Source organism: Actinotignum timonense (assembly GCF_900155575.1).
In the GTDB taxonomy this organism is placed as follows: domain Bacteria; phylum Actinomycetota; class Actinomycetes; order Actinomycetales; family Actinomycetaceae; genus Actinotignum; species Actinotignum timonense.
The window spans coordinates 152,005-164,480 of the sequence record NZ_LT706966.1 but is presented as its reverse complement, the minus strand read 5'-3'; the positions used below and the strand labels follow the sequence as shown (position 1 = coordinate 164,480).

Annotated in this window: 14 protein-coding genes; 11 read left to right on the top strand and 3 right to left on the bottom strand. The window is 54.1% G+C overall.

All coding sequences use genetic code 11. The annotated features are described in order from the left end of the window. Nucleotides 1-2: 2 nt before the first annotated feature. Together CZ322_RS00745 and CZ322_RS00740 are read right to left on the bottom strand one after the other, a co-directional pair. On the bottom strand, nucleotides 3-959 hold the full coding sequence (locus CZ322_RS00745) for a nucleoside hydrolase (RefSeq protein ID WP_087069808.1): 957 nt from the start codon (nucleotides 957-959) through the stop codon (nucleotides 3-5). Between the two features lie 39 nt (nucleotides 960-998). Next, on the bottom strand, nucleotides 999-1,292 hold the full coding sequence (locus CZ322_RS00740) for a YgjV family protein (RefSeq protein WP_087069807.1): 294 nt from the start codon (nucleotides 1,290-1,292) through the stop codon (nucleotides 999-1,001). Between the two features lie 122 nt (nucleotides 1,293-1,414). Between CZ322_RS00740 and mtnA the strand changes: the two genes are divergently transcribed. The 11 genes from mtnA (at nucleotide 1,415) to CZ322_RS00685 (ending at nucleotide 11,411) form a co-directional block, all read left to right on the top strand. Further along, nucleotides 1,415-2,437, top strand: coding sequence for an S-methyl-5-thioribose-1-phosphate isomerase (gene mtnA, locus CZ322_RS00735; protein WP_087069806.1), 1,023 nt, complete (start codon nucleotides 1,415-1,417; stop codon nucleotides 2,435-2,437). Nucleotides 2,438-2,460: 23 nt separating this feature from the next. Continuing rightward, a complete protein-coding gene (locus CZ322_RS00730; RefSeq protein WP_087069805.1) occupies nucleotides 2,461-3,528 on the top strand; it encodes a BMP family ABC transporter substrate-binding protein in 1,068 nt (355 codons plus the stop codon). Nucleotides 3,529-3,594: 66 nt separating this feature from the next. After that, complete coding sequence (locus CZ322_RS00725; RefSeq protein WP_087069804.1) at nucleotides 3,595-5,115, top strand: ABC transporter ATP-binding protein; 1,521 nt, start codon at nucleotides 3,595-3,597, stop codon at nucleotides 5,113-5,115. Further along, entirely contained in the window at nucleotides 5,105-6,304 is a 1,200-nt protein-coding gene (locus CZ322_RS00720) for an ABC transporter permease (protein WP_087069803.1), read from the top strand. Before CZ322_RS00725 ends, CZ322_RS00720 begins: the two co-directional genes overlap by 11 nt. Next, a complete protein-coding gene (locus tag CZ322_RS00715) occupies nucleotides 6,304-7,224 on the top strand; it encodes an ABC transporter permease (RefSeq protein WP_087069802.1) in 921 nt (306 codons plus the stop codon). Before CZ322_RS00720 ends, CZ322_RS00715 begins: the two co-directional genes overlap by 1 nt. Further along, entirely contained in the window at nucleotides 7,205-7,654 is a 450-nt protein-coding gene (locus tag CZ322_RS00710) for a cupin domain-containing protein (RefSeq protein WP_087069801.1), read from the top strand. The genes CZ322_RS00715 and CZ322_RS00710 overlap by 20 nt, the downstream gene beginning before the upstream one ends. Before the next feature lies 1 nt (nucleotide 7,655). Next, entirely contained in the window at nucleotides 7,656-8,429 is a 774-nt protein-coding gene (locus tag CZ322_RS00705; protein ID WP_087069800.1) for a GntR family transcriptional regulator, read from the top strand. A gap of 42 nt (nucleotides 8,430-8,471) precedes the next feature. Continuing rightward, nucleotides 8,472-9,068: a class II aldolase/adducin family protein gene (locus CZ322_RS00700; protein WP_234984398.1), complete on the top strand. Its 597-nt coding sequence runs from the start codon at nucleotides 8,472-8,474 to the stop codon at nucleotides 9,066-9,068. Then, nucleotides 9,065-9,829: an SDR family NAD(P)-dependent oxidoreductase gene (locus CZ322_RS00695; RefSeq protein ID WP_087069798.1), complete on the top strand. Its 765-nt coding sequence runs from the start codon at nucleotides 9,065-9,067 to the stop codon at nucleotides 9,827-9,829. Before CZ322_RS00700 ends, CZ322_RS00695 begins: the two co-directional genes overlap by 4 nt. A gap of 15 nt (nucleotides 9,830-9,844) precedes the next feature. Beyond that, on the top strand, nucleotides 9,845-10,618 hold the full coding sequence (locus tag CZ322_RS00690) for an MTAP family purine nucleoside phosphorylase (protein WP_234984397.1): 774 nt from the start codon (nucleotides 9,845-9,847) through the stop codon (nucleotides 10,616-10,618). A 19-nt stretch (nucleotides 10,619-10,637) separates the two neighbouring features. Continuing rightward, nucleotides 10,638-11,411 carry a nucleoside phosphorylase gene (locus tag CZ322_RS00685; RefSeq protein ID WP_087069796.1) on the top strand — a complete coding sequence of 258 codons (774 nt, stop codon included), beginning with the start codon at nucleotides 10,638-10,640 and terminating at the stop codon, nucleotides 11,409-11,411. Nucleotides 11,412-11,445: 34 nt separating this feature from the next. Here CZ322_RS00685 and CZ322_RS00680 read toward each other — a convergent pair whose 3' ends face one another. Then, complete coding sequence (locus CZ322_RS00680) at nucleotides 11,446-12,276, bottom strand: hypothetical protein (RefSeq protein ID WP_087069795.1); 831 nt, start codon at nucleotides 12,274-12,276, stop codon at nucleotides 11,446-11,448. Nucleotides 12,277-12,476: the final 200 nt, after the last annotated feature.

Below are 12,476 nucleotides of genomic sequence, written 5' to 3'. Positions count from 1 at the left end.
TTCTAGATAGCGCAGCTACGCAGAAGAGTTGATATCCGGTGCATGAATTCCTTTAAGAAGAGCTCGGCATTGACCTCGAGTGCCACCTTGACGGTCTTATTCGGATCGTTAAGGCGGTGCTCATCTCCGATTGTCCTACCTCGGAAAGGTTCTTCCACATCGACTTTCAGGTTGGTTTCGAAGAAAGAAGCGAGTGACGGATCTATTGCGATAGCTACCGCGAGTGGATCGTGAAGTCCGCAGCCACCTAAATAAGGAGCGATTGTGCCGTATGCCCGAATGTATGAGTCGGTTATGTCTGCTACGTAGTTTCCTGCCGGTGTTCCAATTCGGCGCCAGGCTGCGGTTTCTTCGTACGTGAGGAGCGTTTGTAGTGTGACGTCCAAACCGATCATGGTGACCTTCGCTCCGGAACGGAACAGGGCATCAGCGGCTTCGGGATCCTGGGAGATATTTGCCTCTTGTACGGGATTGCAATTGCCCGGAACCGTCAGGGCCCCACCCATGATGACAATCTGGCACCGATTGTGGAAACCTGGGTCTTTTTCCAAAGCTTGAGCGAGGTTAGTCATTGGTCCGGTCGCCACGATTACCAAGTTCTCGCCGTATTCCTTCGCCGATTCGATCAGGAAGTCGCAGGCGGATTCTGGCTCAGGCTGCCGGTTGGATTGTGGGATTTGTACGTCACCAAGGCCGTTTCGTCCATGAATCAGCGCTGATGCTTCTTGGACAGTGAAAGTAGAACGCTGGAGGGCGTGGGAAGCTCCGGCAAAGACGGGAATGTTGTGATGGCCGAATAGATCAAGAAGGCTAAGGCTGTTCTGGATGCCCGTATCCCGCTGGACATTCCCGAACGTGCCGGTTACTCCAATGACTTCTACCTCCGGGGAACCCAAAGCATAGGCAAGTGCCAGGCAATCATCGATGCCGGTATCAAGATCTAGGATCAGCTTCTTCATGGAAAACTCCTGTGAATGTTGATATCTCTTTGTAGGTTCTTACGTATTGGAAGCGGGCGTTGGCGCTTGGGACTGCGCATTGGAATCCGCATCTTTTCGGTGATCGCGGTCCTTCCGTATGAGGCGCTGAAGCCAGTAAAGATCAATAATCACGATTGCCGTATTCATGATAACCATAGGCCAAATGCCCAAGATGAGGTTGTAAATAGCGGCGATACCGCTGCCGACGAAGTTCCAAAAACGGAACTTTCTTTGGTTAGGCAGGATCAGGGAAAGAACGACAAGGAGCGACCCTAACCACCCAAAAGCCTCAAGTAACGTTTTCTGATCCATATGTACTTACCTCCTTGTGAGTACATGTCCAACAATAGACTTAGATGTAGAATAACTTATTGACAAGATGGCACAGCTGTGACAGGCTTGTAGAACAACTTACAAGATGAAGGAGGTAGTCAATGAGGACTATTGATTGGATCGATGGGCATATTGAACTCATTGACCAGACGAAACTGCCGGGCGAACTGGTAGTGCGAAAAGTGTCAGATCTTGACGAACTTATCGATGACATCAAGCGACTGGCAGTACGCGGCGCACCCGCTCTGGGAGTTTCGGGGGGCCTGGGCGTTGCACTGGTTGCCCAGCAGGGACTGACCGGAAGTGAACTAGAAGAGGCTGCTCATCGTCTCGCGAATGCTCGTCCGACTGCTGTCAATCTTTCCTGGGGCGTTAAACGCGTTATGCAATACGCGAGTGAAGGCAAGGAGCGGATTCTTGAAGAGGCGCTAAAGATTCGCGACGAGGATATTGCTTCGTGCTATTCCATGGGGCAGTACGGTGCGGATCTTATGGAAGAACTGCTTGGTGAAGGGCAGCATTCGGTTATGACTGTCTGCAACACCGGTGGTTTGGCTTGCGTGGAGCGGGGAACCGCACTCGGTGTTATCCAGACCATGTTCGAGCGGGGAACTCTTAAGGAAGCACTTCCGGTTGAAACGCGTCCCCTACTGCAGGGATCGCGACTTACCGCTTGGGAACTCCAGCAAATGGGTGCACCCTACCGGCTCATTGTTGATTCCGCCGGGCCTTTCCTGCTTCGTCGCGGTTTTGCTCAGGCCTTCTTTGCCGGAGCTGATCGCATCGCGGCTAACGGTGATACCGCTAATAAAATCGGTACCTACTCCCTGTCGCTTGGTGCTAAGGCAATGAATCTTCCAGTCATTATTGTGGCTCCGGAATCGACCATCGATATGGCGACGAAGACGGGTGAAGATATCAAGATCGAGGACCGTGGTAGCGAGGAAGTTGCGAACTTCCACGGAGTTCGGACGGCTCCTGAAGGAACCGAGGCTATCAACCCTGCATTTGACGTGACACCGCACGAGAATATCACCGCTATTGTCACGGATCGGCGAGTCATTCGTATTGCTCGTGGTGAAACACTTGCAACGGTACCTCTCGGACCTATTCGCACAAAATAGAGAAATAATCTAAGGAGAACAGCGTGGCTACTTCAAAGGCGAAGTCAAAGCTTGCGGCTATCTTAGGTGTCGCGGCTCTGTCCCTTTCCCTCACTGCATGCGGTGGAAGTGACAACGCGGACAATGGGACGGCCAAGGGCGGTTCCGATGGCCCTACTTATATCTACCTGACCAATGACCCCATCGGCGTTAACAAGTTCCTGGAATCGGGAAAGATTGGCGTTGAGAAAGCCGCTGAAAAGCACGGAGGAACCGCCAAGGTTTATGAGGGGAATAGCGATCAAACCTCGATTCGCCAAAATATGGATCAGGCAATTGCCGAAAACCCTGACTACATCGTAACTATCACGTATTCCTATACGGACGTAGCGTTCGAATATGCAGAACGCTATCCGGACCAGAAGTTCATTCACATTGATGACTGCCCGGCGGGCCCCTACCCGTCCAATATGTACTGCGCAGTCTTCCGCGAACACGAAGCTGCCTATCTACTCGGATATGAAGCTGGATTACTCACAAAGAGCAATCGTGTTGGCTCGGTCGGAGCGGTAGATATTCCATTCATTCACCGGTACACCGACGCGTACGCTGCGGGAGCTAAGGCTGCCAATCCGGCGGTATCGGACCAGCAGCTGTTCATTGGTGGTGATAGTCCCTTCTCCGATCCTGCACGAGCCAAAGAGCAGGCATCTGCCTTAGTTGCTCAGGGAGTGGATCATATCTTCGCTGTAGCTTCCGGATCGAACGGCGGCATTTTTGAGGCGACTGGAAGTGGCGGTGTAACCGGGTACGGCGTTGATGTGAACCAGTGCCCGCTGACTCCTGGCGGGGTTGGTGACGGCACTTTGAAACTCATGGATTCGCTAATTCCGCAACTCATCGACAAGATTGATGCTGGACAAGCTGAATCGTTCTCATCCTTCGGTTTGGCAGAAGGCGGCATGGATCTTGTTTCGCTCGCTCCGGGTGCGGCGGAATCGCAATGCACGGTCATGGATCATCCGGATGTGGTTGCGAAGCTTGCGGAAATCAAGCAAAAAATTATCGACGGCGAAATTACGCCACCTGACGCAACCGGCAAGTTTAACTAATCCCAACGGAGTGGGGCTGGAAACCTACACGGCCCCACTCCACTTTTGTAAGAAGGGAGGATGCCAATGCTTGATATCGAAATGAGAGGCATCACAAAATCCTTCCCCGGTGTCCAGGCAAATAAGAACGTCACTTTTTCGGTGAAAAAGGGTGAGATTCATGCGCTCATGGGCGAGAACGGCGCAGGGAAATCAGTCCTCATGTCCATTCTGTCTGGACTCTATACCCCGGATGAAGGTTCGATCTTCCTTGATGGGACGGAAGTTCACTTCTCAAGCCCGCTGGACGCTATCAGAGCCGGAATTGGAATGGTATTCCAAGAGTTCCAGATGTTCCCGTCCATGACGGTTGCTGAGAATGTCGTATTCCGCAAGGAACCGACAACCGGAGGTTTGATTAACCGGGCTGAGGCTGTCGAAATTGTCGAAAGCTACGCGCAACGCTTTGGTCTGGATGTAGATCCTCGCATGCGCGTGGCAGATGCACCCGTAGGTCTCCTGCAACGCGCGGAGATCATCAAGGTTCTCTATCGTGGCGCGAAGGTGTTGATTCTCGATGAACCAACGGCCGTCTTGACTCCGCAAGAAACAGACCAGTTATTTGATGTTTTGCGGCAGCTCAAGGAGCAGGGTCAGACCATCATTCTTATTACCCACAAGCTCCGGGAGGTTATGGAGATCTCTGACCGGGTTACTGTTTTGCGCGACGGGCAAGTGGTAGCACGAATGAATACGGCCGAAGCTACTCCGGAATCGGTGACGCACGCGATGACGGGTCGCGATGTGGATCTCACGCAGGCGCCCTCCCAACTTGCTCCGGGACGTACGGTGCTTGAGGTAAAGAACCTGTGTGTTCAAGACTCCCAAAAGCAAACGAAAGTTCGTAATCTTTCGCTCGAAGTCCGCGAGGGAGAAATTCTCGGGATAGCTGGAGTAGCCGGAAATGGACAAACCGAATTAGCGAGCGCCATCGCCGGGCTGATTCCGATCACGAGCGGTTCGGTATCTATATCGGGATCCGATGTCACCAGCGCAACCGTACGAAAACGGCGCGAAAAGGGACTCTCGTATATCCCGGAAGATAGGCAAGGTGTGGGTGCGGCGCCGGAGGCATCCGCGGAAGAGAATCTGGCAATGGGGCACCATCGCAGCAAGGAACTGACTAAACGGAAAGGAATCATTGATCGCCCCGCCCGCGCTTCCTTCGCGCGGCGACTCATCGAAAAGTTCTCTGTCAAGATCGCGAATGAGAATATTGCGGTTGGCACCCTCTCTGGTGGGAATCTGCAAAAGATACTCATTGCGCGCGAATTGGAATACAACTCGCCACTGTTAGTTGCGGAGCAGCCAACCCGCGGAGTTGATATCGGAGCTATTGAGTTCATTCACTCAACGCTGACCCACTATCGTGATGCCGGTGGCGGAATCCTCCTGATTAGCGCGGAACTGAGCGAGATTCTCTCGCTATCCACCCGCGTTGCCGTCATGTATGAAGGCGAGATAGTAGCCGAGATGCCGGTTAGTGAAGCTACTGAAAGCAAGCTGGGCCTACTCATGGCAGGAGGTGCACTAGGCCATGAAGACTAAAATGAACGCTGTTTTGCGCTGGTTGGCGGGGCCGATTCCCCTGTCAATCCTTGCCGCGTTTATCATTGGCGCGATATTTATCGCTGCTGCGGGATATTCCCCCACCGATGCCTACACAACAATGGCAGAAGGCTCAATCCTTACCTCTGCCGGCGTCACCAATGCGATACAGCGAGCGATTCCTCTGATCGGAATGGCAATGGCTACGGCGGTTGCTTTCCGGTCTGGAATTCTCAATATCGGTACTGAAGGCCAAATGATCATGGGCGGGCTAGTGGGTGGCATCGTGGCACTGTACATGCCAGGTCCTGGCCTACTCGTGATGGTATGTGCGATTGTCGGTGGAATTATTGGCGGAATGCTCTGGGCGTTGCTCTCTGGTATTCTCCAGTTCTGGCCCGGAGTGCCGATTCTCATCACATCGCTTCTACTTTCATATCCAGCACGTTTCTTTGCATCGTGGATGATCCGATACCCGTTGAAAGACCAGTCATCGCAGATGGTTGCCTCGGAACAGATATCTCTTGACGTTCAAATCCCCATGCTTCTTCCCTTGAGGTCAGGGCTTGGCAAGTCAATATCGGAAAGCCTGGGACGCGGTAATTTCATTTCCACTATAGGTAATTCTGTGAACTGGTCATTCGTTATCATTCTGCTCGTTGTGATCGGAATGGCTTACGTCAACCGGAACACGATCTTTGGATATGAATCCGGGCTCAACGGGAAGAATCCCACTTTCATTCGCTACGGCGGTGGGAGCGAACGGAAACTGAGCCTCCAAGTCATGGCTCTGTCTGGTGGAATAGCGGGGCTAGTTGGCGTGATGCTCACGATCGGAGCTCCTGAAACACGCCTCATTGACGGAGCTTTGTTATCTTCCGGGTACGCATGGACCGGGCTGATGGTGGCACTCCTAGCTCTGTACCGTCCGTATGCAGTTCTCATCGCAGGTCTGTTCTTCGGAGCCATTATGGCGGGCGCCGGTTCAATGAGCCGAGGCTTGGGAATGTCTCCCCAGATTGCTGCCGTAATTCAGGGCGTCGTTATCGTTTTGATCGTCTTCAGGGTTGCACTTCCGTCCTTCAAGAAGAAGCAGAAAGCAGATCCTAGTGGCGAAACGACAGATAACGCATCGTCATCACAACCTCAGGCCGAAAACCACGCCTTTGCTGAAGGGGGCGAGAAATAATGTTTGATGCTGCACTCATCGACTCTATTGTTCGAGCTCTTATCCCAATTCTATTTGCTGCGCTTGGGGGTTTGATCTGCGATAAAGCAGGCATATTCAATATTGCGCTTGAGGGACAACTCCTGATCGGCTGCTTCTTCGCGGTGGCCACCTCGTATTACACCGGCAGTGCTCTCCTGGGTGCGCTGGGAGGCATGTTTGCTGCGGGAATCTTTACATTGATCCTGGCCTATGGAAGTGTCAACCGCGGGGCGGAACCAATTGTTATCGGCGTCGCTATGAATATTCTGGCAACGGGTGTCACCTCCTTCCTCTTGGTGGGGCTTTTCCATACGTCGGGTACATTCGTGGATCCGCGGATTGTGGGATTGAAAACCTACTCGATCCCCTTGCTCAGTGACATTCCGTGGATTGGCAAGGCGCTATTCAGCCAAACGGTATTGGGCTACCTCGCATTCGTACTTGTTTTCGTCGCATGGATTGTTATCTTCCGTACGCCACTCGGGTTGCGGCTTCGCGGGGTTGGAGAGAAGCCTCTCGCGGCACAAACCCTTGGTGTCAATCCTGTTTCCTACAAGTACGCAGCTGTTATTATTTCGGGTCTTCTGTGCGGCCTAGGTGGTGCCCAACTGGCGTTGGGGAACGTTGTGCAATTCTCTGAAGAGATGTCCGCCGGGCGCGGATGGATTGCCGTTGTTGCAGTCATGCTCGCACGTTCTCACCCAATTGGAGTTCTTGGAGCCGCGGCCCTCTTCGGTACGGCCGAAGCTCTCGGCTTCCGAGCGCAGGGAATCGGTATTCCAACCCAAGTGACCGACGCCGCCCCCTACGTCGTTACTCTGCTCGCACTGTTGCTGACGACCGTGAATTTCGTCAAGAAAAAGAAGGAGGAGACGAAACGTGAACCCATTGACGCGTGAGGAAATTGCACAGCTGCTAGATCTTTCCGAGCTTGACCAGGAAGGCGGACTGCATCGACAAACCTATGTCGATGAGCATTCCACCGCAATCTACTACCTCGTGGGTGGAGATCAGTGGTCCGAACTCCACAGGTTGAGTGGCCCCGAAGTGTACCACTGGTACGCCGGAGCACCGTTGCTTCTGGTCGAGATAGATGAAAGCGGGGAACGCCGCGAAACAATACTCGGAAACGATTTGAGAGCGGGGCAGCGGCCTCAGCACGTGGTGAAAGCCGGTGTATGGCAAGGGTCGATGTCTTTAGGAGAGTGGACTCTTCTGGGCACAACAATGGCCCCAGGTTTTTCCTGGGAAGGGTTCGAAATAGCAAGTAAGGAGATGCAGGATGCCTATGGGATAAAGTCAATGCAACAGCACGACGAAGGGAAATGATATGACTCTGAGCCCTATGTATCCGCATTCTGATAATCCGGTAACTCCAGTGGTCACACGCGCACCCAATGTCGGTGCGGCCGCCGAAGTGGCATCGGTTTTAAGGAAGAGAATCCATGCGGGTGAGTGGGAACCGGGAGAGGCGTTGGACTCTGAGCCGGTGCTTGCGGCGGAACTTGGGGTATCTCGAAATACCTTGAGGTCAGCATTACAGGAGTTGGCCGCTCAGGGTTTGGTTATTCGTCGCCGAGGCTCGGGAACATTTGTTACTGACGTACAGGCGGTGATGGCTTCTAATCTCTCAGAGTTAACATCGATGACTCAGACAATCGCAGCGGCGGGGATGGATCCAACGATTCGATATACCGAAAAACGTCTCCGTGCGGCAACAGAAACAGAAATAAAGTTGCTGCGTCTTGAGGATAACGAACCAGTTATCGAAACTCGTCGTGAAGTGGAAGCAAATAAAGCGATGGTATCTGTATCGTTCGAAGTCATTCGCGCCGGAATCTTCCCCCCTGAATTCGATGTGCAGTCGATACACGGCTCGATTTTTGCGCTATGCGATCTTGTAGGCCACTCGATCAAATACGCCTCGACCGATCTACACGCGGTTGTGGGAAGTGATTTCGGGATGCAACACGAAGCCCGCGATGAGTCCTTCTTAGGGCTGTACCAGTTGCATTTCGATAGAGACCATTTACCGATTTTGTTCGCTAAGACGTATTTCCGCGAGGGACGTTTTCAGTTCTCGATGATGCGGGTGAGAAGTTGACAAATACATGGAGGAAAATTGTACAAGACGACAGAGGAGTTGGTGGATAGCCTGATTCGGCACGCACATACAGCGGTAGCCTCGGGATTGGTCCTAGGCTCCGGCGGTAATATTTCGGTGCGTACCCCTGGCTCCGATGAGTATTTCATTACCAAGTCGGGTACCTGGCTCGATGAGCTAACCCCGGCATCTTTCGCGAGAATGAAAATTGGGCAAACCGGTCCTTTCGATTCTCGCCCCTCAAGTGAGTGGAAACTCCACGACAGAATCTATCGAACCCGTTCGGATGTGAATTCAATTTTCCATTTGCATCCCCAAACGGCAGTGCTGCTCAATGCTCTGGGTTACGAGATTCGGTTCTTTACACTCGATGATGCTTTGTACGTGAAGTCTGTTGGTGTTGTTCCCTATCATCCAAACGGGTCGGACGAACTCGCCGATGAGGCTGCGCGGCAGATGGAAAAACACAATTGTGCCATACTTGCGCACCACGGTTGCTGCACGGTTGGCGAAGACCCTGAGATGGCTTTCAGGCGTGCATCCCTATTAGAACAGGCCGCTCAGAACACTTACCGAGCGATGTTGCTCGGTGATAAAGAGACCGCATTCCCCGAAGGAGTGGAGCTGATTCACGCATGAACGAGCTAAAAGATAAAGTCGTTTTGATTACGGGAGCCGATGGCAATCTCGGCTCTGGAATTGCCCGAGTCTTTGCGCAGGCGGGGGCTTCGGTAATCGTGCATTCGTTGCGCGAAAGCGCCAGAGCGGATGAACTTGCAAACGAAATACGCGGTGTGGGCGTCTCTGCATTCCAAGTGGTTGGAGATATCTGTTCCGAAACCGATGTTGATGAAATGATCGAAGCAGCGGTGCAAGAATGCGGAAATGTCGATGTGCTTGTCAATAACGCGGGTGTTCAACCTGTAATCTCGCTCGAGGAAATGACGGTTGAGCAGTGGAAGCAAGTGGTTGATGTCAATCTCAACGGGACGTTCATTGTCTCGAAAAAGATGGCATCCCAGATGGCGCAAGCAAATGTAGCTGGCTCCATCATCAACATAGCCTCGGTTGAGGCATCTGTTCCGGCAATGAATCACGCGCATTACGATGCCTCCAAAGCTGGCGTCAAAATGTTAACTCGTAATTTTGCTTTGGAATGTGGGAAATACGGGATTCGAGTGAACTCTGTTTCTCCTGGCCTCATCGATAGCGACGGTACTTTAGCCACAAGCTGGCCGGCCGGGTATCAAAGTTGGATGGCGGGTGTTCCTCTGCAAAGAACAGCGACTACGCAGGACATTGGCCGTGCTTGCGTGTTCCTTGCATCGGAGGCGGCCAGTTTCATCAGCGGACATGACCTTGTTGTCGATGGTGGTATGTCCGCAGTAGCAGGATGGTGATAAGAAATGCCACAGATGGGAATCATTGGCGGGTCAGGACTTTATGAACTTCTAGAGGACCCGGAACATGTTGTTGTCGATACTGAATATGGAAGGCCTTCATCTGAAGTATCGATTGGAGAAATCGGAGGAAAAGAAGTCGCTTTCATGACAAGGCACGGTAAGGATCACGGGGTTCCGCCCCACATGATTAACTACCGAGCTAACCTGAAAGCGCTGCATAACCTTGGTGTTTCGACGCTGGTTACCTCATCTGTCGTGGGGTCTCTGCGTGCTGATTACGCACCGGGAGACTTCGTCATTACTGACCAGTATTTTGACCGAACCTGGGGGCGGGATCAAACATTTTACGAAGGCCCGAAGGTCGTCCATGTGTCGGTAGCGGATCCGTACTGTCCCCGCCTGCACGATGCGGCGGTGGCGGCACTGGATAGCTTGCAGGAGAAATACCATGACGGTGGAACGGCAGTAGTCATCCAGGGCCCACGCTTTTCCACTCGTGCAGAGTCACAGGTGTTCCAAAAACTAGGGTTTTCCGTCATCTCGATGACGCAGCATCCGGAAACAACCTTGGCTCGTGAACTGGGGATGTGCGTCTGTAATCTCTCGTTTGTTTCGGATCTCGACGCCGGTGTCGAAGGAGTCCAGGACGCTCCGGTCACGGCGGGTCTGGTGTGGCGAACCGTGGCCGATGGCCAGCCCCGAATCAAAAAAGCACTCGCTGAAACGGTGGCTCGTTTGGAGGTGGATCCTTCCTGCCCGTGCCACGATGCACTATCAGATATTTAGGATTTCAAAGGAGAAATAGATGACTAAGAATGAATACGTCCCGCTCCGGCAGGGGCAGGATGAAACGCTGGCGCTCACGAAGATCCCGGTAGCGGAACTCGCTGATCGAGTTTTGGTGGTTGGTGACCCAGATCGAGCAGCAAAAGCCGCCGGCCTTCTCGCCAACGCGAAGCCCATCGCGAAGAATCGCGAATATCATTCCTACGTTGGGGAATACGAAGGAAAACGCATTACGGTTGCCTCGCACGGCGTTGGTGCAGCTGGTGCTGCGTGCTGCTTTGAAGAGCTGTGCCGAGGCGGCGCGAAATACATCATCCGCGCTGGTACAGCGGGTGGAGTGCAGCGCGATGTGGTAGACGGAGACCTTCTTGTTGTTACCGGTGCTGTGCGGTGTGATGGCTACACAGAACTTGTCGTTCCCATGAATTATCCCGCGGTTCCTGATCTCCAGGTCACGAGTAGCCTCGTGCGCACCGCGGAGGAATCCGATTTGAATACGCATGCGGGTGTCGTTATCACCAGCGCTAACTTCTACCCGAGTCCGATCCTGGGCAATGACCAACCAAAATGGCGTGATGCCGGGGCCATCGGAGTCGAGATGGAGGTCGCCGCGCTATTCATTACGGCTTCAATTCACCGGGTTAAATCGGGAGCCATCTTGGCTATCGATGGTAATCCCCTCAAGGATGAGGACGAGGATATGACTTCCTACGAACCTGATCGTGAGATTGTTACGAAAGCTATCGATGCCACACTGGAAACTTCTCTGAAGGTGCTGGCCTCCTTGGAATAAGGCGATACGTCAATGTACTGAACGTGCCGTCTTATTAGAGAAGAACAATGAGCAAAGCAATACCCAGCGCTGCCGCGAGTCCTCCCATTCCGAGGCTCAGGTAGCGCTGGGTTTGCGCGTGGGATTGCGCCTCGCTCAGCTCCGCCTGCGCCTCGGCCAGCTCATTCTCGCTGGTCTCCAGCTGGGTGCGGGTGGCGGCCAGCTGGGCCCGCGCCTCGCGCAGCTGCACCTCAAGGGTGCTGATCTGGCTGGTATAACGTTCCTCATGCGCGGCCGACGTGCGCGCCGAATCCACGGTCAGGCGCGCTTCCCGAGCCCGCCCCGCCGCTTCGAGGGCCGCGTAGCGCCGTCGTTCTTCTTCCAGCTGCTGCTCTAAACCGCGCACGCGCGCAACCAGGCGGGCCGCGCGCCGCATCGCGTCCTCGCTGCGGGCCTGCGCGGTCACGGCGCTTTGCTCCACGCCGGAGGCATAGACCACGCCCGCCTCCAATTCTTTTTCACGACGACGCAAATCAGCCACCAGGCCCTCCAGCTCGGCAACGCGGCTCTGGAGAGTGGCCGCCTCCGCGCGGGCGCCCTCATGCTCGCCGCGCAGCTGGGAATTTTCGGCATTCAGCTGGGTATTTTCCGCGCGCAGCGCCTCTGCTTCGCGGTGGAACGCGGCGCTTTCGCCTCGCAGCTTGTCGTTCTCACCGCGCAGCTTGTTGTACTTTTCGCGCAGGTTTTCGCACTCGGTGCGCAGCCGGTCACGTTCTTCCCGGAGCGCTGCTTTTTCCGTGGTGGGAGAGGGCGCGGGCGCCGAGGCGCGTTTGCCGCGCGCGGGAGTATCAAGTGCCCGAGAACCGCGTCGTCGCTCCGTAGCCATGACCCTCCTTCGTCCGCGCCTGACTTTACCTAATAAACATAGCGCGCGCAGATCTTCGCGGCCCGCCCGCGGCCGGCTTTCCTGGCCAAATACCGCGAGCGTGAGCGATGCCACTTCAGTGGCGTAGGCAAGACGGCGCAGGGCGTGCGTGGGTAGCGCAGGCGCTACCCTTGGAATCATGACAAAGGATCAGCTCACCG

What these genes read in the sequence shown, in the direction of transcription:
- CZ322_RS00745 (WP_087069808.1), bottom strand. Translation starts at nt 959, where the DNA reads ATGAAGAAGCTGATCCTAGATCTTGATACCGGCATCGATGATTGCCTG.
- CZ322_RS00740 (WP_087069807.1), bottom strand. Translation starts at nt 1,292, where the DNA reads ATGGATCAGAAAACGTTACTTGAGGCTTTTGGGTGGTTAGGGTCGCTC.
- mtnA (WP_087069806.1), top strand. Translation starts at nt 1,415, where the DNA reads ATGAGGACTATTGATTGGATCGATGGGCATATTGAACTCATTGACCAG.
- CZ322_RS00725 (WP_087069804.1), top strand. Translation starts at nt 3,595, where the DNA reads ATGCTTGATATCGAAATGAGAGGCATCACAAAATCCTTCCCCGGTGTC.
- CZ322_RS00720 (WP_087069803.1), top strand. Translation starts at nt 5,105, where the DNA reads ATGAAGACTAAAATGAACGCTGTTTTGCGCTGGTTGGCGGGGCCGATT.
- CZ322_RS00715 (WP_087069802.1), top strand. Translation starts at nt 6,304, where the DNA reads ATGTTTGATGCTGCACTCATCGACTCTATTGTTCGAGCTCTTATCCCA.
- CZ322_RS00705 (WP_087069800.1), top strand. Translation starts at nt 7,656, where the DNA reads ATGACTCTGAGCCCTATGTATCCGCATTCTGATAATCCGGTAACTCCA.
- CZ322_RS00695 (WP_087069798.1), top strand. Translation starts at nt 9,065, where the DNA reads ATGAACGAGCTAAAAGATAAAGTCGTTTTGATTACGGGAGCCGATGGC.
- CZ322_RS00690 (WP_234984397.1), top strand. Translation starts at nt 9,845, where the DNA reads ATGGGAATCATTGGCGGGTCAGGACTTTATGAACTTCTAGAGGACCCG.
- CZ322_RS00685 (WP_087069796.1), top strand. Translation starts at nt 10,638, where the DNA reads ATGACTAAGAATGAATACGTCCCGCTCCGGCAGGGGCAGGATGAAACG.
- CZ322_RS00680 (WP_087069795.1), bottom strand. Translation starts at nt 12,276, where the DNA reads ATGGCTACGGAGCGACGACGCGGTTCTCGGGCACTTGATACTCCCGCG.